At 41.5% G+C, this 24,976-nt stretch carries 16 protein-coding genes; 1 reads left to right on the plus strand and 15 read right to left on the minus strand.

Annotation, left to right across the window (positions count from 1 at the left end; translation table 11 throughout):
* Positions 1 to 12: 12 nt before the first annotated feature.
* The 6 genes from LI126_RS03565 to LI126_RS03590 form a co-directional block, all read right to left on the minus strand.
* Positions 13 to 1,476: a PTS transporter subunit EIIC gene (locus tag LI126_RS03565; protein WP_227164824.1), complete on the minus strand. Its 1,464-nt coding sequence runs from the start codon at positions 1,474 to 1,476 to the stop codon at positions 13 to 15.
* 208 nt (positions 1,477 to 1,684) lie between these two features.
* Positions 1,685 to 2,530 (minus strand): BglG family transcription antiterminator LicT, encoded by an 846-nt coding sequence (licT, locus tag LI126_RS03570; RefSeq protein ID WP_227164825.1) that lies wholly within the window; start codon positions 2,528 to 2,530, stop codon positions 1,685 to 1,687.
* A 413-nt stretch (positions 2,531 to 2,943) separates the two neighbouring features.
* Positions 2,944 to 3,696: a tRNA pseudouridine(38-40) synthase TruA gene (gene truA / locus LI126_RS03575; protein WP_227164826.1), complete on the minus strand. Its 753-nt coding sequence runs from the start codon at positions 3,694 to 3,696 to the stop codon at positions 2,944 to 2,946.
* Between the two features lie 157 nt (positions 3,697 to 3,853).
* On the minus strand, positions 3,854 to 4,678 hold the full coding sequence (locus tag LI126_RS03580) for an energy-coupling factor transporter transmembrane component T family protein (RefSeq protein WP_015528413.1): 825 nt from the start codon (positions 4,676 to 4,678) through the stop codon (positions 3,854 to 3,856).
* On the minus strand, positions 4,675 to 5,541 hold the full coding sequence (locus tag LI126_RS03585; RefSeq protein ID WP_055158353.1) for an energy-coupling factor transporter ATPase: 867 nt from the start codon (positions 5,539 to 5,541) through the stop codon (positions 4,675 to 4,677). Before LI126_RS03585 ends, LI126_RS03580 begins: the two co-directional genes overlap by 4 nt.
* Positions 5,526 to 6,377: an energy-coupling factor transporter ATPase gene (locus tag LI126_RS03590; RefSeq protein WP_015528415.1), complete on the minus strand. Its 852-nt coding sequence runs from the start codon at positions 6,375 to 6,377 to the stop codon at positions 5,526 to 5,528. The genes LI126_RS03585 and LI126_RS03590 overlap by 16 nt, the downstream gene beginning before the upstream one ends.
* A gap of 301 nt (positions 6,378 to 6,678) precedes the next feature.
* On the opposite strand from LI126_RS03590, the gene glpK reads away from it, so the two are divergent.
* Complete coding sequence (gene glpK, locus LI126_RS03595) at positions 6,679 to 8,175, plus strand: glycerol kinase GlpK (RefSeq protein WP_227164827.1); 1,497 nt, start codon at positions 6,679 to 6,681, stop codon at positions 8,173 to 8,175.
* 133 nt (positions 8,176 to 8,308) lie between these two features.
* Here glpK and LI126_RS03600 read toward each other — a convergent pair whose 3' ends face one another.
* The 9 genes from LI126_RS03600 to LI126_RS03640 form a co-directional block, all read right to left on the minus strand.
* A complete protein-coding gene (locus LI126_RS03600) occupies positions 8,309 to 9,196 on the minus strand; it encodes a YitT family protein (protein WP_227164828.1) in 888 nt (295 codons plus the stop codon).
* 30 nt (positions 9,197 to 9,226) lie between these two features.
* Positions 9,227 to 10,564, minus strand: a complete 1,338-nt coding sequence (locus LI126_RS03605; protein WP_227164829.1) for a putative ABC transporter permease — start codon at positions 10,562 to 10,564, stop codon at positions 9,227 to 9,229.
* Positions 10,565 to 10,590: 26 nt separating this feature from the next.
* Positions 10,591 to 11,529, minus strand: coding sequence for a class C sortase (locus LI126_RS03610; protein WP_227164830.1), 939 nt, complete (start codon positions 11,527 to 11,529; stop codon positions 10,591 to 10,593).
* Positions 11,530 to 11,551: 22 nt separating this feature from the next.
* Positions 11,552 to 14,083, minus strand: a complete 2,532-nt coding sequence (locus tag LI126_RS03615; RefSeq protein WP_227164831.1) for a transglutaminase family protein — start codon at positions 14,081 to 14,083, stop codon at positions 11,552 to 11,554.
* Positions 14,017 to 15,120, minus strand: coding sequence for a DUF58 domain-containing protein (locus LI126_RS03620; RefSeq protein ID WP_227164832.1), 1,104 nt, complete (start codon positions 15,118 to 15,120; stop codon positions 14,017 to 14,019). The genes LI126_RS03615 and LI126_RS03620 overlap by 67 nt, the downstream gene beginning before the upstream one ends.
* A gap of 28 nt (positions 15,121 to 15,148) precedes the next feature.
* Positions 15,149 to 16,093 carry an AAA family ATPase gene (locus LI126_RS03625; RefSeq protein WP_055160796.1) on the minus strand — a complete coding sequence of 315 codons (945 nt, stop codon included), beginning with the start codon at positions 16,091 to 16,093 and terminating at the stop codon, positions 15,149 to 15,151.
* 3 nt (positions 16,094 to 16,096) lie between these two features.
* Positions 16,097 to 16,945, minus strand: a complete 849-nt coding sequence (locus LI126_RS03630) for a class C sortase (RefSeq protein ID WP_227164833.1) — start codon at positions 16,943 to 16,945, stop codon at positions 16,097 to 16,099.
* A 149-nt stretch (positions 16,946 to 17,094) separates the two neighbouring features.
* Positions 17,095 to 19,089: a SpaH/EbpB family LPXTG-anchored major pilin gene (locus LI126_RS03635; RefSeq protein ID WP_227164834.1), complete on the minus strand. Its 1,995-nt coding sequence runs from the start codon at positions 19,087 to 19,089 to the stop codon at positions 17,095 to 17,097.
* 55 nt (positions 19,090 to 19,144) lie between these two features.
* Entirely contained in the window at positions 19,145 to 24,538 is a 5,394-nt protein-coding gene (locus LI126_RS03640; protein WP_227164835.1) for a SpaA isopeptide-forming pilin-related protein, read from the minus strand.
* Positions 24,539 to 24,976 lie beyond the last annotated feature (438 nt).

Below are 24,976 nucleotides of genomic sequence, written 5' to 3' on the forward strand. Positions count from 1 at the left end.
TATCATTTAAACTTATTTGCAAAGTTTCTTGAACTCGTCAGCTACAAACTGAACTTTTGTTCCAATGATTACCTGAACGTCTTTCTGAGATGGACGAACAACACCTGCAACACCTGCAGATTTGATCTTCTTCTCATCAACCTTTGTGTAATCTTTGATTACAAGACGAAGTCTTGTGATACAGTTGTCGACAGACTCTACGTTATCTTTTCCACCAACACCCTCAAGAACGATCTTAGCTACTGTTGTGAAGTCATCGTTTGCAAGAACAACTTTTGTTTCATCATCATCGTCATCTTCACGACCTGGTGTCTTCAGATCGAATTTAACGATTGCGAAACGGAATACAACGTAGAATACGATGAAAGCTGCGATTCCAAGAGGAATGATAAGCCATGTCTTAGCTGCTGCCGGAAGGGAAGCAGAGAAGATAAGGTCTGTAAGTCCTGCTGAGAAGCTGAATCCTGCACGGAATCCAAGAGCTACTGTGATTACTGTAAAGATACCATACAGTAATGCGTATACAACGTAAAGTGCCGGAGCGAGGAACATGAATGCGAACTCGAATGGCTCTGTAACACCACAAACGAATGCGGAAATTGCTGCAGATGCGATAAGTCCGATTGCAACTTTCTTCTTATTGCTCTTTGCAGACTGAATCATAGCAAGAGCTGCTCCAGGGATACCAAACATCATACATGGGAAGAATCCTGACATGTACATTCCAAGACTCCAGGAAACGTCTGCAGATGTTTCTCCATTCCAGAAGTGTGACAGGTCTCCAAGTCCGATTGTATCAAACCAGAATACATTGTTCAGTGCGTGGTGCAGACCGAACGGGATAAGTAATCTGTTAAAGAATGCATAGATACCAGCTCCAAGAGCTCCCATTCCTGCGATTCCTTTTCCAAGTGCAACCAGTCCTGCAAAGAGTACCGGCCATACAAAGAGCAGAACTGCAGATACAATAATAGAAACAACACCTGCAACGATTGCTACACAACGCTTACCACTGAAGAATGACAGCCAGTCAGGAAGCTTAGTTGATTTGAATCTGTTGTAGCAAAGTGCACCGATGATACCGGCGATGATACCGATAAATGGGTTTTCGATTTTGCTGAATGCGATAAATGCTGTTGATCCTTCTTCCAGTGTTCTAAGAACAGATACTGCTCCAGTAGAAAGAAGGTTTGTGATCATCAGCCAGGATGCAAGTGCAGCAAGACCTGCTGTACCATCATGGTCATCAGACATACCAACACCAACACCGATTGCAAAGAGGAGTGCCATATGATCGATCAAGGCACCACCAGCTTTTACAAGGAAAAATCCGATCTGCTGAACAATACCAGTTACATCTCCACCCTGCATAGTAGATGGACACATTGCGTATCCTAATCCCATCAGGATACCACAAATCGGAAGACAAGCAACAGGAAGCATAAGAGCTTTTCCTAATTTCTGTACGAATTTCATAGAATTCCCTCCTTAATAATCTCTCATTTTTAATCCCTTTTTATTTTAACCGGCAAATGAGTCCTCCGGTCAAAATCAACTCTGATCCTCCGGGTCTTCCACAAACCAGAGAACCATCTATGACAAAAGCGCCTTGCGCTAAAGTCCGATTTTACAGTAGCTGTTCCCTAATACAGCCATTTCTTTCGTTACCGTTCAAAGCAACCCTCTATTCGTCCTCCGAATCCGCCATCGCAACACGGCGAATATGGAGCGTCAGATACAAAACTTCCTCTCCTGACAGCTTGCAGTCTGCCGTCTTTTCTATGTAATCTGCAACTTTTCTGCTGCAAGAATACTCTCTCGGATACTTTCTCTGCATCATCTCTGTAATCTCGTTCTCTTCCTCTTCAAGTAACTCCTTGCGGTAAATCCTCTGAAGAAGGAACTTCACGTGTGTCAGAAATCTTTCATAATGCAATGAGCCTTCATCCATCTCAATCCCAAGTTCATCTGCTACGATTCCAAGAATCTCTTTCACCTGATTCGGAAACCGTACTGCATCCCGAATATCAGTCCCATACTCTGCGTTGACAAAATGTAATGCAATAAATCCTGCTTCGTCCTCAGGCATCTCTACATTCAGTCTTTTTTTCACAAGTTCTACCGCATATCTTCCGAGTTCAAATTCCTGTGGATAAAATCTTTTAATCTCCCACAGCAACGCATTCTCAAGATGAATCCCCTTTTTACAGCGGCTGATTGCAAAACTGATATGATCTGTCAATGTAACATAGATGCTCTGATTTAACTTCAGCTTCATTGTCTTCTTTGCATAGGAAATGATCTCGTTCGAGATCTGAACCTGCTCAAGCGGCATCTTCGCCAGCAATTCCTTGAGCTGTTCTGCTATGCTCTGACTCTTGATACGGAAAACCTTCTCTATCTTCTCTGCAGGAACTTCCTGTCCCCGCTTCATCTGGAATCCGATTCCGCGGCCCATGATAACAACTTCTAAGCCTTTTTCGTCAAATGCAGATACAATATTGTTATTAATTATTTTGTCTATAACCATCCGATTGGCCTTTCTCTAACTTTGGGAAAAACTCCCTCATAATAAAAAAGCCAAACTTTAAGGCATCCCCCTTGATTTCTTCGGTGACGCTCATAAAATCTGGTTTTGCCTGCCTAACAGTAACAATCCTTCTTTAATGATAACAATTCGTCAATGTTATCTCTTTTCTACGTGATTCAGTATAACAAACCTGCACATAAAAGTCAATCAAATATTTTATAATTTGTTAATAATATTTATATTTTTTTTATACTTTTACATAATACGCGATTTTTTTCGTTATTCTTTACAAAAACAAATTCCAGGCATACGTTTAAAATTCGTCTCTGCCTGAAATTTGGTTCTGTCTACTGACAATCACCACACTGTCTAGTCTAACAGCGAAACGGTTCATTGTCAACCTTTACAAAAAATTATTTGCTTTTTTCATCAAGGTAGTCAATTTTAACAAGTGTTAGTCCCTGTGGTGGAACTGTCATTCCTGCTGCCTGGCGATCCTTCGCCTCAAGAATGGCCGGAATCTGTTCCGGATCAATCGCTCCTCTTCCGACTCCGATCAACGTACCTGCAAGGATCCGGACCATATTGTAGAGGAATCCATTTCCACGGACACGAATTGTAATAAGCTCTTCCTCTTTCTCTACTTCCAGATCATAAATCGTGCGAACCGTATCTTCCACCTGAGTATGAACATTACAGAAGCTCTTAAAATCATGTTCCCCTTTCAGATATCCTGCTGCTTCTCTCATCTTCTCAAGATCCAGGTCAAAAGAAACATGATACGTGTCTCTTCTTCTCATCGGATCCGGGAACTTGCTATTTAAGATCTTGTATTCATACGTTTTCTCCGTATCACAATGTCTTGGATGCCAGTCTGCTTCCACCTCATCTGATGCCACAACCACGATATCTTCCGGAAGCAGTGGATTCAATGCATAAGCAAACCGGTCTGCCGGGATTGTAGACTCTGTGTCAAATACAGCAACGTTTCCCTTCGCATGGACTCCAGCATCTGTGCGGCTTGCCCCGATCACGATAATCTCTTCCTTCGTAAGTCTGGAGATCGCCTGATTCAATTCACCTTCAATCGTCGGCACTTCCGGCTGCACCTGCCAGCCACAGTATGCTGTCCCGTCATACGCCACTCTCAATCTGATTCTTCTCATATCTGTTCTTTCTCCTATACTATGAGAAACACGCTCCGCGAGTTTCTCAAGTTATCGCGGCAGTCGCCAAGTTCTCGTGCAAGCACGGACTTTGGCTCGTTGCTCGCGTAAATAAAAGGGACAGAAATCTCCGTCCCTCTTCTCTATTTATTTTATTCTAAAAAATCCACAATTTAAACGGCACAAATCTTCCGATCACTACAATCGCGATTAGATATCCCAATGTGATTGCATAAGCAAGTCTGTCCTGATAATGATATTTCAAAGGCTTCATCTTTGTACGCCCCTCGCCACCATGATAACAGCGGGCTTCCATTGCCATCGCCAGATCATTCGCTCTTCGGAACGCAGACACGAAAAGCGGAACAAGGATTGGAATCATTGCCTTTGCTCTCTGGATAATATTTCCTGATTCAAAATCAGCTCCTCTTGCAATCTGCGCCTTCATGATCTTGTCTGTCTCTTCCAGCAGAATCGGAATAAAACGCAGTGCAATAGACATCATCATCGAAATTTCGTGTACCGGTACATGGATTCGGTTCAGTGGATGAAGCAGCTTCTCCAGTCCATCCGTCAGTCCGTTCGGAGTCGTTGTAAATGTCATCAAAGAAGATCCTGCAACAAGCAGTACAAGACGAACTGCCATGAACACAGAAGTACGAAGTCCTGTCTCTGTGATCGTAATGATTCCCCAATGGAATAACACTGCACCGCCTCTTGTAAGGAACAAGTTCATAGCCACTGTAAACAATAACAAGATCACAATCGGCTTAAGTCCTTTTCCGATAAACTTTGCCGGGACTTTAGAAACGTGAATCATGCACGCAAGAAATACAAATGCCAATGCATATCCAAGCACACTGTTCTGCACAAATAAAGAAATCAAAAAGATCAGTGTGCAGACAATCTTCACACGCGGATCCAGTCTGTGAATCGGACTCTGTGCTGGATAATACTGTCCTATCGTAATATCTCTGATCATGACTGCACCTCCTGTCTCTTCTTCAGGAAGTTGTAGATCTCGTCCGCAGCCTCTTCCACAGTTGTCGCATCTGCTGATACATCAAATCCTTTTTCTTTCAGATCATGCATTACATATGTTACCTGTGGTGCTGCCAGTCCAACAGCCTCAAGCTCTTTATAATGGCGGAACACTTCTTCCGGTGTACCGTCAAGCATCTTTTCTCCATCATTCATCACGATCAGGCGCTCCACGTATTTCGCAACATCTTCCATGCTATGGGAAACAAGAATTACTGTCATTCCGGTCTTCTCATGAAGCAATTTTACCTGATCTAAGATCTCATCTCGTCCCTTCGGATCCAGTCCGGCTGTCGGCTCATCCAGAACAAGTACCTTCGGATGCATTGCAAGAATTCCCGCGATTGCCACACGACGCTTCTGACCTCCGGATAATTCAAATGGGGACTGCTTATAATATTTCTCCGGAAATCCTACAAGCTTCAAGGCTTCTCTTGCCTGCTTCTCGCACTCTTCCTTGGAAAGTCCCTGGTTCTTCGGTCCAAAACACACATCGCTTAACACATCAACTTCAAACAACTGATACTCTGGATACTGGAACACAAGTCCTACCTGTGTACGCAGTTTCTTCATATCATATCCGTCCTCGTAAATGTTCTGCCCCTCATAAAGTAATTTCCCTGAAGTTGCTTTCATCAGACCGTTCAAATGCTGGATCAAGGTTGATTTTCCCGAACCCGTGTGTCCAATGATTCCGACGAACTGTCCCTGTGGGATCTCAAGACTGACATCCTTCAGCGCATGATGCTCATATGCAGTTCCCGGGCTATATACATAACTGATATTTTCTAACTTAATTGACATAAGGCATCCACCAATTCTTCCCTTCTAAGAATTCCTTTCGGCAGCGGAACTCCTTTTTGAATCAATGCGTCTGCCAGCATTGTCACCTGTGGTACATCCATACGGTACTTCTTGAGTTCATCCACCCGGCTGAAGATCTCTTTCGGTGTACCATGCATCACCACATGCCCTTCATCCATTACAAATACCTGATCCGCATCGATCACTTCTTCCATATAATGTGTAATCAGGATCACCGTAACATTCTTCTCTTTTCGAAGCTGCTCTACCGCTTCAATCACTTCTTTTCGTCCATTCGGATCAAGCATCGCTGTCGGCTCATCGAGCACGATACACTTCGGCTCCATTGCGATCACTCCTGCGATCGCCACCCTCTGCTTCTGACCGCCGGACAGTTTATTCGGAGAATCCTTTCTGCGCTCCAGCATACCGACTGCACGCAGACTGTTCTCTACCCGTTTCCAGATCTCATCCGTAGGAACTCCTAAGTTCTCCGGACCGAATCCTACTTCCTCTTCCACAACAGTTCCGATAATCTGGTTATCCGGATTCTGAAATACCATACCGGCGCTCTGTCTGATGTTCCAAAGCTCATTCGGATCTTTCGTATCTCTTCCGTCCACCCACATCGTTCCACCTGTCGGGACGAGAATCGCATTCATATGCTTCGCCAGGGTAGACTTTCCTGAACCGTTATGTCCAAGAATCGCCACAAAAGACCCCTGCGGGACATCAATGTCAACTCCGTCAATGGCGCGATGGGATCCGATCACATTACCTTCTTCGTCTCGTTTATCATATTCAAATACAAGCTTTTCAGCACGTATCATTCCCATGGAATATACCGCCTTTCTTATTATGAAAATGCATAAGAAAATAAAACTTTCTAATGTCTCTGTATCGTTATTAGTTGCATAAGGCGAACTGCTGAAAAGCAATTCAAAATTTATTTTACGGTATCACAAAAAGATTTGCAAGCATGCATACAGTAAAATACAGTAAAATGCGAAAATTTAGTTATTACAGCACCTTTCGTCCATTGAACCTCCATTCCGATTATGATATTCTTATCTTATTAGAATATAGAACAGAAATGGTTACTGTTCTGAGTAATACTAGAATGAGGAGGCACATATTATGTCAAAATACGTTATGGCATTAGATGCCGGAACCACAAGTAACCGCTGCATTTTATTTAATAAAAAAGGGGAAATCTGCAGCGTCACACAGAGAGAATTCACACAACATTTTCCGAAACCGGGCTGGGTTGAGCACGATGCGGACGAGATCTGGGCAAGCATGCTCGGAGTTGCTGTGGAGGCTATGAACATCATCGGCGCAGAACCTTCTGATATCGCTGCAATCGGTATCACGAACCAGCGCGAGACAACGATCGTATGGGATAAAAATACCGGCGATCCTATCTACCACGCGATTGTCTGGCAGTGTCGTCGTACTGCTGAATTCTGCGATTCTTTGAAGGAAAAAGGACTGACAGAAAAGTTCCGTCAGAAAACCGGCCTTGTACTTGATGCTTATTTCTCAGGAACAAAGATCCGCTGGATTCTCGACAACGTTCCGAAAGCAAGAGAACGTGCCGAGCGCGGAGAACTGCTCTTTGGTACAGTAGAGACTTGGCTGATCTGGAAACTGACGAAAGGCGCAGTACATGTTACAGACTACTCCAACGCATCACGAACCATGCTTTTCAATATCAATACATTAGACTGGGATGACGAGATTCTCGAAGAACTTCAGATCCCACGCTGTATGCTTCCGATACCAAAGCCTTCCAGCTACATTTACGGAGAGACAGATCCTTCCGTCCTCGGCGGAGCGATCCCGATTGCCGGTGCTGCCGGAGATCAGCAGTCTGCACTTTTCGGTCAGACCTGCTTTAAACCGGGAGATGCGAAGAATACTTACGGAACCGGATGCTTCCTTCTGATGAACACCGGAGAGAAACCTGTCTTTTCCAACAATGGGCTGGTCACCACGATTGCCTGGGGACTTGACGGAAAGGTTACATATGCTCTGGAAGGTTCTATCTTTGTTGCCGGTGCAGCGATCCAGTGGCTGCGTGATGAACTGCGCCTGATTGATTCCGCTGACGACTGCGAATATATGGCAAAGAAAGTGAAAAATACAAACGGCTGTTATGTTGTGCCTGCTTTCACCGGACTCGGTGCTCCATATTGGGATCAGTATGCCCGCGGAACGATCGTGGGCCTGACACGCGGAGTAAATAAATACCATATCATCCGTGCAACCCTCGAGTCTCTCGCTTATCAGGCATATGACGTCCTGACTGCCATGAAGGCAGATTCCGACATTAATCTTGCCTCCCTGAAAGTAGACGGCGGCGCAAGCGCAAATAACTTCCTGATGCAGACACAGGCTGATCTGATCAACGCACCTGTCCACCGTCCGGTCTGCGTTGAGACGACTGCTATGGGAGCTGCTTATCTGGCTGGCCTTGCAGTCGGCTACTGGAACAGTCTTGAAGAAATCAAAGAGAACTGGGCGATCGATCAGGTCTTTGAACCTTCGATTGATCCGGAAGTCCGCGAAAAGAAACTGAAAGGCTGGCACAAGGCTGTCAAATATTCCTTCGACTGGGCGAAAGAAGATTAACATTTTTATATCTTTGAAAACGAATCTCTTCATAAAGAGCATATAGAAAAGCTGCTGTCCGTCTGTTGTTCACGAGTCCCGCAAGCAACAGTTCAGACAGCAGCTTTTTCTATTTCATATTCTTCTCTTTTATTTACAACTCATCAAGACTTTCCTTGAATCCCTCTCCAAGCACCTCACTCGTCTCAGTAAACATTACAAACGCAGAGTCATCTACCTGGTAAACTGCATTTTTCACAAGATACGCTTCTGACTTGGAACATGCACAGAGCAGAACATTTCTCTTACTCTTTGTATAAGTACCCATTCCTTCCAAAGATGTTACACCACGGTCGGTGATTCTTCCAATCTCTTCCGCTGTTTCTTCTCCCTTCGATGTAACAATGATTGCAAGTGTTCCTGCACCGATTCCGTAAAGAATCTTGTCGATCACCATAGAACAGACAAATACTGCGATCAATCCATAAAGAACTGAGTCAACATCACCGAATACCGGCCATCCAATTAAAATAATGATCAAGTCGATCAACAACGTCAGTCGACCAAGAGACATATGTGGTCTCTTCTTTTTGATCGTCATCGTCAGGAAATCTGCTCCGCCCGAAGAAGAACCTCTCATATAGAAAAGAACCATTCCAAGTCCAAGCAATGCTCCCGAGTAAATCGCTGCAAGCAGACGCTGCCCTGTATAGTATGGGAACATCGGAAATACAAGATCGACAAAAATGGTTGAAATAATCATTGTCCTCGCAGTCTTCATCAAAAACCTCTTTCCTACTGTCTTGTAACTGATGATGACCAGCGGAATATTCAAGATTAACGTCATTGTACCGACCGGAAGATTCCATAACTTGTTCATGATCAAGGCGATACCTGAAATCCCTCCAGGCGCAAAGTTTCCCCCTTCTGCAAATGTATAGATTCCGGCAGCAAACAAAATACTTCCTATAATATCATACAAAATATCCACTGCAAGCTCTTTCTTCGGATGCTCTGCCAGCATCTTTTTATTCTCCATCATACCATTTCCCTCTCGTTTACATCTTATTTTCTATTCTGTCGCTTTTGCGTTCGGATAAATCTTCTCCATCTTCGCATCATCATAATGCTCATCTGCCCATTTCTGAATGCTATTTTCCGCTACAACGCCCTTTCCACGTTCGTCATAACGAACAAGTGCAATACATGACACAGCCACATTGCAGACCATGAAAATGATCAAAAACCAGGTGAGCACCTTCCCTGCCAACATCGGGATTTTCTCAATCCATGTGGAAATGTACGGATAGATCTTCTTAAACCAGACAACTGCTGCAATTCCCCAGAAGAAGCAGTATAATAAATTGATTCGGCCTCCTAAGTTAAATGGAATCTCGCTATAGTCCCAAAATACTTTCCCGAATACAATTTCCGTAAATACACTACAGAGATATTCGTATGCTCCGCCAAGCAATGTACCGATGATAAATAAGAAGCTGTCACTCTTATCTTTATATTTGTAAAGCATTGCTGTCACAAGTGCGATTGCCAGTCCCCAGACAATACTGAATGGTCCCCAGACCACACTGGAGCGACTCATCCACACACCTGCCGTAATCCTACAGAAAATCGTCTCTGTAATATCTCCAAGAAATGCTCCGACAAAGAACAACAGCACAATCTTATAGAACCCACAGCCTGCAGCAAATACTTTCCCCTTCTCCGATTCCTCTTCCTTGCGGATCAGTTCCATCGCTTTTGGATACGCTTTTTGGATACATTTCCCAACCCATCCGGAAATCGCACTTCCAAGCTTATTGCTGACTTTATCCAGACCTTCATTCGTAGCTTCCCACCGCGCGAGGTTCTTCCCTTTTCCACGAAGCAACAGATAAGATCCGAGGATATCCACAACCAATACGCCAAGAAGAACCAATACAAGGATCTTCATCAGGAACAGAGGCAACATTTTAAATACTATGATCGCAAATCTGTTTCCCCAGCGGATTCCGAGATATCCAAGAGCACCCCAGATAAGAGAAGCCGGGATACAGATATATCCGTCCAGATTCCATTTGATCCTGGAGTAATCCCACCATCTGGCTTTAAATGCCTTCTCGATCAAATGCCCTGCAACCCATTCAATCACTGTCGCATAAATCGCCGCAAATAAAAAAAGCCAGACTCCTCTTAGCTCCTGTAATCCAAATGTCATGAACAGAGCGGCGATACCGTAGATCACACAGAACGGTCCATTCACCAGACCTCTGTTCGCAAACTTCTTCTGTTTTACTGTTGCGGCCGCTGTCTCCAGCACCCATCCTAAGAAAGAATAGATGAAAAACAGCCAAAGCAGTTCATACCATGTAAAACGAATCATTGCTCCATCTCCTTTGTACCATGTTTTCATTCACATCTTTCTTAGTATAACGCAAATCAGTGCTTTTTCCTAGGGATAAATCCAAAAATAATCAATACTCCGATCAGCCCGATTCCAGCATAACCGGCTTTCCTCCATAACGTATCTCTCGCGATCAGACGCTGATCTTCCTCTAATGCTTCCGTTCTGTTCTGCTCGGAAGTGGTGATAATCTCTTGCCGGCTGCTGTCCGCCTCTTCTGCTACATCAACTGCTGCCTCCGGCTGTGTTCCAACCTCATCACAATACACAACATATCTTCTGGAATTCTGCGTATAAGGATGACATGTCATCAAAGTCACCATATTCCGCCCCGGCTGAATCATGATCTTGTCACTCTCATCCGGCAGGATGATTTCAATCTCCGACACACGATACGTCAATGTTTCCTGACAGTTTTGTATCGTCAGTTCATCTCCGATCTCCAACCGCTCGATCTCGCGGAACATCGGAATCCCCTTCCATCCTCGGTGCGCTGCGATCACACAATTGCTGTCTGTCCCCTGCACCGGAAATGAAGTCTGCCCAAGCATAACCGCACCTTTTGCCATCTTCTCCTGCGTTGCGCCGAGATATAATGGCAATGTCACATCCATCTTCGGAATATCAAGAATTCCGATCATCCCGTCATCAATCCCATACTTCGACAGATCCAATGTCTCCTGCTCGTAAGACCACGGATCAGTCAGTCCTGACTGACCATCAGAAAAGATCTGCTGATTATATGCCTGCATCTCCTGATAGAGCTGGGCGTTCTTTGGGATCTGGTTGGAATCGGCAGAGGTAGAGTCTTTCTGATTCGATACACTTTGTTCTGCTTCTGTCTGATCCTGGAACTGTTCCATCACTTTCTTATTCTCATATCCTGTTTTTAAACTGTTAAGATCCGGCCACGCAAATACAATTACACCGCCAAGATAGATCAACACACAGAGAACTGCTGCCAGCCTCCTCATTTTCCCACGCTCCTTTCTCTCATCAGAATCCTTTCCATATATAAAATACGCTCTTCTTTCTGAACTTCATCTGTCTTACTGTTGCCTTTACAAGCTTCTCATATTCGTCTCGTGCAAACTGCACATCCTGCTCTGAAATCTCCTCATATCCATAATGCACCTGAAGAACAAGAGTCCTGAACTTTTCCAACTCCTTCTCCGTAAATTCCTGATAACGCAGTGCAACTTCTCTTTCAAATTCTTCTTCTGTTGTATCCACATCTTGTGGAAATCCGCCAAACAAAAGCACTTCATAGAAGCTGCAGAAGATTTCTTTTACCTTCTGTTCCTTCGACAATTTTCTTCCGTTGCCCCGTCTTCTTCCGGAAATCCAACGTCTCCTTGCCTCGACTAATAATAAGAAAAGAATAATTCCGCTCACGATTTCTACTGTTTTGCCACTGAAAGCTTTCTTTGTATCTTTAAAAAGATCTCCCGCTTCCTCTTTCCAGTTTTTCTTCTCTTCCTTTTTGTCCTTCTGATCCTTCACTGAATCCGTCTGAACATCGGTACTTTCAACATTCTCAATCGTTCCGTCAAATCCAGGTGTTGTCTCCACCGGCATCCATCCGGCACCCGGCACATAGATTTCCACCCATGCATGTGCATTATCATCCTGGAGAACTGCCGAGTAATTCCCCTCACTGTTTTCCGTAAATAAGTTTGCCGGTGCCGCATAACCGACTACATATCTTGCCGGAACTCCACACTCACGGAACATCAACGCCGCTGCGGAAGCGAATGCTGTAGAATCTCCTTTCTTCCTGTCAAACAGAAAATATTCTACATAATCTTCTCCCTCCGGCAGCTTTTTTACAGATTCTGAAAAGGAGCATTGTTTCCAGAGCGTCTGTCTTATGAACTGCTTCACATCCGTGATCCGCTCACTGATAAGATCATCCTTCTGCTCTTGTGTGATATCTCCGCTCATTTTCTTTTTCCACTCTACTTTTTTCTCCTTGCACATTTTCTTCAGCTGTTTCAGATCCGAAGGAACATCTTCATAATTATTTTCTACATATACCTCATAAGAAGTCTCCACTTCATCAAGTACACTTTGCTGATCATCCTGCTTTGCCCACTCTGTCATTTCCTTCTGGAAATCTGTAACCGGAAACCATGCATAACTGTCATCCTGCGCTGTCTGCCCTGCGACCGAACCATCTCCGCCGATCATCTCATAATAGTCGTTCAGATATGCCTGATATGGAACATAGGTATACTTTGTATTTGCGTTCAATCGCTCTACCGTCATCTGCTCCGGCTGCTGTGTCTGTGTATACATCATTCGCAAAAACGGAAGATTCTGGAGATAGAGAAGTGAATTTCCTTCTGTTTTCCAGTTGAGAGCCGCATCCTGCAATGCATCTTCATCTCCCGGTTTCCACCTGTCTCCGGTATATTCTGATCCGACAAATCCTTTTAAATACAGAACCTCTTTCGGCTGTGCAGATGTCGTCACACGGATGGATTCGATTCCATCATAGGAAGAACCTTCGACATCTCCCAATTCTCCGTCCGAGACACCACCTCCGACCCCTTCAAGCGAAAGATTCAACTTACCACCTGATATTTTCGGAAGGAAATCATAGAGGAACTGCATTCCATGAACTTTCACAGGCGCTGATACATCTGATAACGTCACGATCGGCTTTGAAAGAGCCGGTCCAAGCAGGTAAAAGGACGTCAGAAGCAGAATCGTTCCTGCTGCGATGCACACGACAGAAGCTCTGCTCTGGATTCTTCGAACCGCCCGGAGATTCTGACGAAATGCCTCGCTCTCTTCTCCGCCCCAGAACTTCTTTCTCACACGGATTCCGGATGCTGCCGTGATACATAAGAAACTAAGGAGTAATAGAAAAAGTGCTGCTTTCGACACATTTCCCCCACTTAACAGAACAACCAGTAACACAGGAAATGTGATCAACAGAAAATATCCTTTTTCATGCCTCTTAATCATTCCCTGTGCAAGAATCCACACAATACCAAGGAACAAAAAGAGGAAAAACAGTGTTGCAGAATTTCCGGCTCCTGACGGCACACTCAAGTCTCCCTGGTAAGACCGGTTCAACTGCTCTGCCATCTGCATCCACACATAAGAAATGCTTGCCATCAACTCCTTCTGTATCAGAAACATGACCAGACAAAGCACAAAAACAACTCCTAAAAAGAGAAACACGCGATACTTTTTCAACTGTCTTTGTTCATAATATAATGTAAAGAGAACACAGTACACAAGCATTGCCGGATAAATGAGCCATTTTGCAAATGTAATAGAAAATGCTTTTGTAAACAGCATACAAAGAGCTACTGCACTTAGAAAGCACAGTCCCGTCATCCACCAGAACGATGCAGAAGAAAGTCTGTCTCCCTGCGGATCTTCCTGTAGAATCCGTCTGCGTACCACACGGATTCCTGTCTCTTCTGTATGATTTGTTTTTTTCTTCTTTACAGTTCCAGTTCCCATTCCATTAAATCCTCTTCCAGTTTCTCTTGTCGGAATACTTTTATACATCTTCCATCATGATAAAGTTTTCCTGAAATATCAAGCTGCATTCCGAGCTCTTCTGTCCGCTCGCCAAACTGCCGGAAATATAATTCCTGAATCTCATATGCTTTCGAATATACTCTGGAGGAACAGATCTGTTCTAACATACGAAAGGTTTCTTCCTCCGAAGAAACATCCGCTTCCTTTAACATCTGATTCTGTTCATCCCACCAGATCACCTTGTGATGCCAGTTCTGCTCCTGCATAGACCATGACAGTGAAGCCAGGATTTCAAGAAAATGATCCAGCTTCTGTTGTGTAAACTTTTCTTCTTTTCCAATATGCAGATCAAGAAAAAGCAATACTGTGCGTTCCATTGGCAGACTATATTCCTTCACCATAAAATCATCCGTCTTTGCAGATAATTTCCAGTGGATCCTGTGAGAAGTATCTCCTGAACGATATTCTCTGATGTCAAATACTTCTGATGTATCTTCACCGGTTCTATTCTTCGAAAACAGCTGTCCTTCCAGATTTTCTTCCAGTTGAAAAGATTGCTGCACCGGTATTTTATGAATCACCGGAAGCACCATCACTTCTTCGGATTGATCTTTCTTCTCACTCCCTCTTGAAAATAACCGCAGATAATCCTGTGCCTTCACCTTCTCAACAGACACTTTCACTCTGCCACAATATTTCGCTTCAAGGAAAAACTGTAACCGCACCTTTTTCCTTGCCTCGACCATCGCGGTATCCTTTGCGCTGAATCTGCTTTTTGTAAATTCATTCTCACAGCTGATTTCTACAGGAATTGATTCCATCGGCATGAAAGAATGATTTTCCAGTTCAACTTCCACCGCAAATTCCTGCCCTTTCTGTACATACCGGACCGGAACGTGCAACCGGGATTCGAGATTTCTCGCAAAATACTCAGCCTGAAGAAAGAGAAGTGGAAGCATCAACACTTCATATGCGAAAAGTGTCCGGATCAAAGCGGATTCCCAGAAAAGCGCAATCACAAGCGTCACAAATAAGATTCCGCCATATATTTTTTTATTTCTCATATGCCTGTCCTACTTCATTCTATAGATTTTATCGTCTCTGCGGCACCGGTTTTTTCACAGTATCTAACACTTCACCAAGCACTTTCTCTGCGGTCAGGTGATTCAGACGCCCTTTCGAACTCAGACGGATTCTATGCTCCGCAACATTAAGAAATACATCTGAAACATCGTTCGGAATCACATAGCTTCTTCCTGAGAGAAATGCAGATGCCTTAGCCATCTTCGCAAGTGCCAGTGCACCTCGAGGACTGACTCCAAGCTCGATCATTTCATTCTTTCTTGTTGCATCCACAAGGTTAATGATATATTCATAGATCACCTGATGGATTCGAACCTCTTCGGTCAGCTTCTGCATCTCTTTCAACTCATCCCGGAAGATTACCGGCTGAAGCGCATCCATCGGATTCGTCCGGTCTCTGCTCATAAGAATCTTTAATTCATCCTGCTTCTCCGGATATCCGATCTGCAGACTGATCATAAAACGGTCGAGCTGAGACTCCGGAAGCATCTGTGTTCCGGCAGATCCGATCGGGTTCTCTGTCGCAATCACATGAAATGGTTCCGGGAGCACATGTGTAATTCCATCTACTGTTACATTTCGCTCTTCCATCGCCTCCAGAAGCGCCGACTGTGTCTTTGGGGAAGTACGGTTAATCTCATCTGCCAGAAACAGATTACACATAACTGCACCTTCCTGATACTCAAAACTTCCGAGTTCCTTCCTATAAAGGGAGAATCCTGTAATATCTGCCGGAAGAACATCCGGAGTAAACTGGACACGATTCTGTTCCAGATCAAGTACTTTCGCAAATGCAAGCGCAAGGCTCGTCTTTCCGACTCCCGGAATATCTTCCACCAAAACATGGCCTCCTGCAAGAATTGCTTCCATGATCTTCTCCACACATTCATCTTTTCCAATAATCACATGCTCTACTGCATCAATCGCTTTCTGCAGCTTCTCATAATACTCCATTACTTACTCCTCCATGTCCTGTTTCTTACGTTTTAAAATCGAGAAAAAGATACCGCTTTCAATCAGCACTGCGACAAGAAATGCTCCCAGAAGCCACGGCCATACATCAACAATACGCTTCGTCAAAGCGCCTGTCTGCATCTGATTCTTTGTCTGTTTATCCTGTTCTCCTTTATATTCCGTCCGTTCTCCACGAACTAAAAGCCGATGAGAGTTGATCGCATATGGTGTACATGTCACAAGCGTACAATAATCTTTTCCATCGATGATCTCCAGGTCACCGGATTCATTTGGCTCTACTACCTTGATCTGATCCACCTTATATGCAAGAATCTCGTCTAATACATGAAGATAAAATTCATCCCCGATTTCTAACTTGTCCAAGTCTGTAAATAATACCGCACTCGGAAGTCCCCTGTGTCCTGTCAATACACAGTGCGTGCTCTCTCCGCCAAGCGGATATGAAGACTGCTCCATATGACCGACACCCTTGGAAAGGACATCCTGACTCGTTCCGTTATAGATTGGAAGATTCACATTAATCTTCGGAATCGTAATATACCCTAACGATTCCCCGATATTCAGAAGATCTGCATAACTCTCTCCCTGCTCATTATTTTCATTTTCATCATCCACTGATACAACATTGCTAAGCTGCTCATTATATTTCTTCGCGGCCTCTTTCATTGCATCAATCTTCTCTTCATCCATTTCTTCTACATTCGTCTCATAATCTTTCACAACTTGACTGGCATGCCGCTGCGCAACCATGTTACTGATAAATGGATACGATGCGATTCCCAATCCTGTCATAAATATAATAACACAAAATATAACCCGAATCTTTTTCATTTGGCTCTTCCCCATAAAATAAATCACTGCCCGACACGTTACTGTTCACAGCAGCGTAAAATCTACTTTAGGAGAGAACAGATTCTTCTGTCCTCTCCTATTTATCTAGCATTATGAAATTAAAAGTTTATAGCAATTGTTCTGATTTCTTACGCGTCTTTTCTTCTACCTTTCAGAAGTACAAATGCTGCTCCTGCCATCAGTGCAAAACCTGCGATGGAGAAGAGAACTGTTCCCATACCACCTGTTGTTGGGAGAGTGAAACCTTTCTTGTTGATGATAGTTTCTGTATGAGTACCTGTTGAAGTAGCTGATCCTTCTTTAAATTCTGTCTTTGTAATCTCATTTTTTACAAGAGTCTTAACACCGTTTTCATCAGTTACCCACTCTGTCTTTGTAGTTGTTGTATAAACAATATTTAATTCAACTTTTACTGGTGCTTTTAACAGATTATAACCTTCTGCTGTTTTTGTCTCTACAAGATAATATGTTCCATTTGCAAGACCGGATTTTTCAACTTTACCACCGTCTCTTGTTGTTAATGTTTCTACTTTCTTCCATGTACTAGCAGATTCGAAACCAAATTTATCTGCTTCCTCAGTTGATAATGCACCTTCTGTACCTGCTGAAACTTTTTTATAGAGATCAAATGTAACACCATCCAATCCTTTATTTGTATCTGCTGCATTTTTCTGAATCTGAAGTTTGAATGTATAAACAACTGCGTTATCTTCTATAGAATCTTTGCCTGGTTTTGTATCTGGACTTTCAGGCTTGTTCGGGTTATCTTTATCATCCTGTTTCGGAAGAATCTTGTTAGAATACTCAAGTTTTGCTGTATTTGGGTTACCCTTTGTTGTAGTAACTGCTGTTGAAAGCAATTCTGCATTATATGTAACTACAATCTGCTTTCCTGCATATGGCGTCATGCTTGCTGTAGTAAATGTGATCTTGAATCCTTTTCCATTAGTTGTATCTTTACCAATTGTGTAATCACTATCCTTTGTCAGTGTTGTTTCTTCACATTTCACTACTACTGAGTTAAGGTCATCCTCAAGATTTGTCGGTGTATCTGTTAATGTAAATTCTTTTAACTTTGTAATATTGGATGGAACATCAATGGTGATCTTATATGGAACCATGTCTCCTACATTATAGTCAGCATCCTGTCCCCAAGTATTAACATCGTCTCTTTTTTGTACCTGTTTTGTCATATCAGGTTTTTCATTCTTTACAGTGATTGTAATGTTCTTCCCTGTCTGACTATTATAAGTAATCGTTCCCTCAGGATTTACTGTAAAGTCATATGCAGTAGCTCCATCCATGATATAACCATTATTATTAGCTCCACGATCTTTCTCGATAAATCTGTATCTTCCCTGTGAAAGACCATCTACAGTAATTTTTCCGTTAACATCTGTCGTAAGGTTTAATGTCTTATTATCTGATTCGCTTGTTTCCACATTTTCCCAGTTTTCTCCATTCTTTTTCTGAAGTACAAATATAACGCCTGAGAGTTTCACAGAATCTGTATTTCCCTGCTTCACTAATGTTACTTTACCATAAGTTGTCTTATTTTTAGGATATACATGAACATCGTATAACCAATTATCTCCATCTTTTGTTGTCATTGGTACGGATACGATAAATGGGTCAACTGGATCTGTAACCTTATCCGGTGTTGTTGTCTCAACAACTACATAGAAACCAAGCGCAAGATTGTCAAACTTTGCAATACCCTTGTCATTAGTTGTTTTCTCTGTAACTAGTTTATCAGCATAGCTATCTCTGATTTTTCCTGATGCTTTATCAACATAGGTATCAATTGATGGAAGACTTTCCGGGTTAGTATTATAATACTTTATTAACTCATTTTCATCCGCTACCTTATAAATTGTAAATCCTGCCCCTTTAAGAGGTTTTGCATCACTTGGTACATTGCTTTCGTCTGTTGTTTCTCCTGTACCTTTTGTGATAGAATTACCATTATATTCATATTTATGAATTGTAATAGATCCTGTTTTTGTTGTGGTTGTGTCAATTGTCGGCATTTTAGTCTCTGCTGCAAATGCCGTCACTGTCATAGTTGACAGTACCATTGCTGCACTTAACACGCCTGCCAACATTTTTCTAAATTTTCCCATGCTTTCCTTCCTCTCTTTCACTTTATCGTGTTATTATTTCTTTTTATTGTTGCGTCTAGGAGATGTTACCCTCCTTTCTGCGTTTTTGTAATCTATACATGAAGAGTCCTACCCCTGCAAGGGCAATCCCCCCAAGTATCACAATGTACCTTCCATATCCTCCCGTGGCTGGAAGATCGAATCTTGCCTGATTGGAAATCGTAATAGAAATGGTATTATCTACTACCTCACACACTTCATTATCAATCAGACACTTATCACTCCTGTTAATCACTATGATAACCGGATCTTTCAACAAACTATGGTTCTCTGCTGCCTTCGTCTCGGTCAGGCGATAAGTTCCATCCGTCAGATCCTTGAATTCTGCAATTCCTAATGGATTAGAACTTGCGTCTTTTCCCTCTGTTGTTACTGTCCTGGCTTTGAAACTATTATCAACTACTAGCTTTCCTGTCGATGTATCTTTCTTCATCTTTTCCAGTTTAAACTCAGCACCATCCAGTGGTTCCTTAGTTGATGCATCCCGTTTTGTGATCTTAATATTTGTCTTAGGACTGTAAGTATTTGTTATTGTAAAGGATTGTGTTTTACTTTCCGAAATCCCTGTGGAAATCGTTGAACAATCAACATTATCACTGTAAGTTACTTTGTACTTATCATTCAGATATCCGTTACCTTCAATCACTGTCTCATTTCCGTCGGCTCCTGATACTTCTACAACTCGATAGATATATGGAACCTTTGAATCTGCTTTATAATTCACATATTGATCCAGATCTTTGAATGAATAACTCCAATTTCCATCATATCCTTGAGAAAGTGTTATTGTTTCATTCTTTCCATCATATTTAACTTTTTCCCAGTTTTTACCAGCATCGCTGCTTCTCTGAAGCCGGATCTTAATTGAATCTGGAAGTATAATATTATTTGTATTTTTCCACTCTTTTGTAAGATTAAGATTGATTGTAGGTTTTAACGTATTATTGAAAGTAATAATTGTAGCATTTGATGATGTATCTGGATTTTTTATTCCTTTCCCTGTCATATCACTGGAAGCAATCACTTTACCGGCAACAACTTTCGTAACCGGATCATATCCTGCATCGAATGAATTATTATTATTCACAATTACACTTTCCAGTGTAGAACCATCTGAACTATTAATCTCGCTGATTCTATAATCTGTTCCTGCCGGAATTCCTTCTATAGTCACTGAATCTTCAGCTTTGATTGTATATTCCTTTACAATCTTCTCAGATTCCAGTGAGAGATCTGCAACATTACTGAACTCTACACGGAATTTATACTCACCTTTCAATGCATCTGATCCTTCTGCTGCTCTTTTACGAATCTCTATTTTTCCGGTTTTTACTTTATTGACAAATGTTGCTTTCAGCTTTGTCATAGTTGTCTGATTATCAGGAGCTACATATGATCTGAAAACAATTGTGTTTTTATTTTCTGTATTATCATCTTGATTCTTCGCATATCCGGTAGAAGTATATCCGCTGTTAGATATTTCTACACCATTATTTTTGTCTTCCTTATATACTTCTTTACGGCCATCTCGAATGGTATTGCCTTTAACATTTTTAACTGATGGAATAGGAGCTTTATTTTCCACCGTATTTCCTGTTTTCATCGTTGACACAGCCTGTCCATTTTCATAAAGTGTCCATGTCGTATCAAATACCGCTGAATTCACATCTTCCGATACAGCAATGTAGCTTCCTCGTCTAAACTGATCACTAAATGTTGCTGTCTCTCCATCTGCCAAAGCGAACATTCCATCACTGTCGATTCTATACAGTTTTGATGAGCCATCATTTTTAGATAATGTATACTGTGCTCCTTTCGGATATTGCAACGTTCCACTTGTCGCAGAACCATAATCCGGGATATCCTGCTGCTGTGTTACAAATCCAGTTTTGGCTGCTGCTACAACGGAAGGAATGAATATAAAATCATCCAGATAAATATCTCTCTCGAAATTGTAATTAAATTTGATATTTTTTATCTCGGAATAATCAAATGTCGTATCTCCCTGTAGTTTACTCAGATCAACCTGAATCGTATTCCATTGTTTCTGTACAAGACTACTGTTTCCGTAAGTCTTTCCTGAAAGATAACCTCCTATTGTTTTTCCTGAGGAATCTTCCAGTTCCAGATAGGTACTTGCAAGTCCCGGAATGTCCGAATAATCATAATACATCTTGAATTGCAAGAATGCATTTGTTTCAGAAGCATCAAATGTACCACCCGTTTCTGGTTGTATAATTCCAAATCTTTTGTTAACATACTCTCCTTCCGCATCATCATGGTTTGCCTTCCAGTGAACTACTTTCGGCTGACCAGCCATGTTATCTACAGTTTCAAATGTATTCTGTGAAGATGCACTTGATATCTTTTCTGATGAAAAACTATCATTATAAGTTTTAGGCTGTTTTGCTTCGGCAGATTGTGCTTCTTTTGTTCCATAATGTGTTGCCTGATTTTGAATCGTGAATGGGAATACGTTAGCATCTTCAAACAATGGTGTCGGGAATAACTCTGTATTCACATCTGTTGTATCAACTTTCTTTTCCACAGCGAATTCATTTTCATCCGGGAAGTTAAAAGTGATTTTCATGTTTGATTCCCAAAGTCCACGTTCCATATAAAACATAGTAAGTGTATGTTCTTTTGTGAAATAATCAGCTTTGTCTAATATATTTGGAAAATCTTTTACTACATCTTTGATTACCCCATCATCGCCGCCGTTATTAGAATCGCTTTTCTTCACACGATTTACTTTAGCTTTCTTATTTGCGAAATTAATTGTTCCTTCTACTACATCATGATCACCACCAACATCAAGAACTAACTGGCCATCGATAAATACCCATACATCATCATCACCGGAAAAGTTAAATTCAATTGGTACTTTTTTATTTCCAGAATCAACAACTGTTCCATCAGATGTAAGACGGAACTTCAGATCAAACTTTTGCCCAAATCCATAATTTAATTCTGAAGCATCTCCTGATTGATCTTTTGAATTCAATGGGAAATAATTTCCATTATCTGTTTTATTCTTTGTTGTTCTTCCCTTTACTTCTTCATCAGTTGATTTCAAAAAATATTCATCAGTTTCGTCATACTGTAATTGAAGATTTTTATTGTCTATGTCTGAACTCTGATCAGCACTGTCAAAATACCAATAATCTACTGTTCCGGTAGAATCACTACTTGATGACGTCATTGCTTTTTTTACAAATGGAAAAGTTACATTTTCATATACTTTTCCAAGTACTGTATTCTTTGAATTCTTTCCACTTAAAAAGTCTTTGTCAAAAAATGGAGCCGTTATCATATTTCCATCTTTTGTTTTTAATTGTAAATTGTTACTGGATAACTGATCTGCGACCAATCCCTGCGTTGCATTTCGTCCATTGAGTGATTCATCACCCATTGTTAAATTTTCTTCATATCTTCCCCACATGGAGTTGTTTTCATAAAAGAATTTTTTAAATTGATCTGTTTTTCCATCTCTATTGTAATCAAACAACTTCATTGTTTCAGAAATTTCATTAAAGTGTGAACCTGAGAAGTTCTGAAAGTTTCCCCAGTATAATGGTGACTTTGCTTGATTATCTCGATAATAATCGCTCAACGCCATGTTGAACTGACGGAACGGCTGATAGATTCTGTTATTTGTTACATCACCTTGTTTTGGATAGTTATCTCTGTTTTTTCCATTTAATTCATAATCTGAGTAGTAATCATAAATTGTCGTATTTACATATAAGTTATCAGCATCTCTTGTTTCTGCTTCATCCTGTACAGGTACATCTACAACTGTCGTACTCTTTCCTTTTTCCGCATCTCTTACAGTATATGCCTCTCCCCAGTAACCTCCACGGTTTCCGGTACTGCCATTATAGATAATATCGTCACTTGAATCTCCATAATAACATGGTTTTGTCATAGTTTCCGGAATATCTACTAAATCTGTCGCATCACCATTTGCTGCTACATTCGTATCATTTACTTTATATGCTGCGAATCTTATTTTCGTATATCCCTGCGGAAGAGTTACTTTATATACATCTTTATAAGTTCCTTCTGATGCTTTTTCCATTGTGCCTGTATAAGATTTAGTAGCAGCAACATTTCTAGCATAGAAGTAAATTGGACCATCCTCCGAATTTGGATCATCCTCCGAATTTGGAATTCCTTTTCCTGCATTCTTTACATTTTCTGTACCATTATAAGATAATTTAGATAATGTAGCATCATAATATACTGTTATTCCATCTGCTGGTTGGGTAGTTCCCTGATATGCACTCTGATCTGCATACTTTTTTCTAGTCTTTTGTTCATAAGCACCTGTTAACTGAAAACAAGGTTGATTTAATTTCCAGTCGATTTGCAAATCTACAGTCTGAGAAGATTTATCGTCACCATTTGGCCAATTACCCTCTCTAAGGAAAATTACATTTTTCCATTGCTTATTAAATGTATATTTCCAGACATTTTGTAAGTTTGATCCACCCTCTTTAGCCATTGGTGAGATGTTCTTCAAATTATCATCTCTATCATTAAATGCATAAATATAAATTTGTGTTGCATTATTCCACTTGGCATCATCAATATTGCTTTGTTGGAAGTAAACTGTATATTGGTTTTCTTCTGCAACTGCATTTAAAGCATTTTCTCCGTCCGCGTCCTCATCCGCAGCTTCGCTTTCTGGTTGACTTACTGCCTGACCTTCCCAGACAACTGTCGCTTCATTCTCTTTGCTCTCGTCTGCTCTCTTAGCTGCTTCTGTGATATCCTGCTCCTCTTCGAATGCCTTTGCCTCAACCAGCACTTTCTTTGTATAGCTTGCTTCATCTGTACGATACTGAAGCTGCATATCAAAGTTGATTGCTGTTGCATCCGCTGGCATTGTAATCTGCAGATATTTAGAAGTAACTGTTCCATTATCGTCCTTGTCGTTCTTCCACTCTGCTATTGGACTTGCCTTTGTTCCATTATTAAGAGTCACTGAATCTTTCAATGTCTCATCGATTGTTTTCTGTGTGTTTTTATCTGTAAGCTGATCGCTTGTCAGAAGATTGACTGCATCTATATCTGTTGCCGCAGATCCGTCCTCGTTTTTTAGATATACATTCAGACAGACTGATTGCGAGCACTGCCCCTGCGCAGTCACATGAATTGTCTGTGCAACATTCTGTTCCACAGATTGTTCAGAATCTTTAGAAATGTTAATTTTTATCCGATCTTGTTCGTCACTGCTCTCTCCTGTTGCAAATACAGTATTTCCTGTTAATGCTGTTCCGAGTACCATTGTCACTACAAGTATCAGACTAACTCTCTGTTTTGCCTTTCCTCTCATTTTCGAACTCCATCCCTTTTCCATAAACCGATAATATAATTCTGTCTCTCCTCTGCTGTCTATCGGCATTCTCTTGTCTTTGTTTCATACACTATATTAACATAACTTTCCAATTTAATGAATATTAAATTTTCATGATTTATAACACAATTTCACGATTTATAACACAATTTCAAGATTTATAACACTATTTCAAGAAGTTACGTGTTTTACCCCCAAAAAATAACCCAGAATTAACTGATAAATTTTCTCTTTTATCAATTAATTCTGGATTATTTCATAGTAATAGCGTAAACTATTCACAGTTTACGTAATAGTAACGCCTGTTGAGTGTTTGTATTTTTATAGAAGTGCAATGTAGCACTTCTAGTTTTTGCAAGAAAAAAACAGCGCTTTCGCACTGCTTCTCATTCCTGTCTATATTCCATGTACCTTCAAAACTACATACACTCAAAACCAACATCATCATCCAAACCTATCACTGCTTTGGTTATGCCCTCGACCTAT

Origin of the sequence: Mediterraneibacter sp. 210702-DFI.5.30 (genome assembly GCF_020560115.1) — a bacterium.
Taxonomy (GTDB): Bacteria; Bacillota; Clostridia; order Lachnospirales; family Lachnospiraceae; genus Mediterraneibacter; species Mediterraneibacter faecis.

What these genes read in the sequence shown, in the direction of transcription:
- LI126_RS03580 (WP_015528413.1), bottom strand. Translation starts at nt 4,678, where the DNA reads ATGATCAGAGATATTACGATAGGACAGTATTATCCAGCACAGAGTCCG.
- LI126_RS03585 (WP_055158353.1), bottom strand. Translation starts at nt 5,541, where the DNA reads ATGTCAATTAAGTTAGAAAATATCAGTTATGTATATAGCCCGGGAACT.
- LI126_RS03605 (WP_227164829.1), bottom strand. Translation starts at nt 10,564, where the DNA reads ATGAAAACATGGTACAAAGGAGATGGAGCAATGATTCGTTTTACATGG.
- licT (WP_227164825.1), bottom strand. Translation starts at nt 2,530, where the DNA reads ATGGTTATAGACAAAATAATTAATAACAATATTGTATCTGCATTTGAC.
- LI126_RS03590 (WP_015528415.1), bottom strand. Translation starts at nt 6,377, where the DNA reads ATGGGAATGATACGTGCTGAAAAGCTTGTATTTGAATATGATAAACGA.
- LI126_RS03635 (WP_227164834.1), bottom strand. Translation starts at nt 19,089, where the DNA reads ATGGGAAAATTTAGAAAAATGTTGGCAGGCGTGTTAAGTGCAGCAATG.
- LI126_RS03615 (WP_227164831.1), bottom strand. Translation starts at nt 14,083, where the DNA reads ATGTATAAAAGTATTCCGACAAGAGAAACTGGAAGAGGATTTAATGGA.
- LI126_RS03610 (WP_227164830.1), bottom strand. Translation starts at nt 11,529, where the DNA reads ATGAGGAGGCTGGCAGCAGTTCTCTGTGTGTTGATCTATCTTGGCGGT.
- LI126_RS03600 (WP_227164828.1), bottom strand. Translation starts at nt 9,196, where the DNA reads ATGATGGAGAATAAAAAGATGCTGGCAGAGCATCCGAAGAAAGAGCTT.
- glpK (WP_227164827.1), top strand. Translation starts at nt 6,679, where the DNA reads ATGTCAAAATACGTTATGGCATTAGATGCCGGAACCACAAGTAACCGC.
- LI126_RS03620 (WP_227164832.1), bottom strand. Translation starts at nt 15,120, where the DNA reads ATGAGAAATAAAAAAATATATGGCGGAATCTTATTTGTGACGCTTGTG.
- LI126_RS03625 (WP_055160796.1), bottom strand. Translation starts at nt 16,093, where the DNA reads ATGGAGTATTATGAGAAGCTGCAGAAAGCGATTGATGCAGTAGAGCAT.
- LI126_RS03630 (WP_227164833.1), bottom strand. Translation starts at nt 16,945, where the DNA reads ATGAAAAAGATTCGGGTTATATTTTGTGTTATTATATTTATGACAGGA.
- LI126_RS03565 (WP_227164824.1), bottom strand. Translation starts at nt 1,476, where the DNA reads ATGAAATTCGTACAGAAATTAGGAAAAGCTCTTATGCTTCCTGTTGCT.
- LI126_RS03640 (WP_227164835.1), bottom strand. Translation starts at nt 24,538, where the DNA reads ATGCCGATAGACAGCAGAGGAGAGACAGAATTATATTATCGGTTTATG.
- truA (WP_227164826.1), bottom strand. Translation starts at nt 3,696, where the DNA reads ATGAGAAGAATCAGATTGAGAGTGGCGTATGACGGGACAGCATACTGT.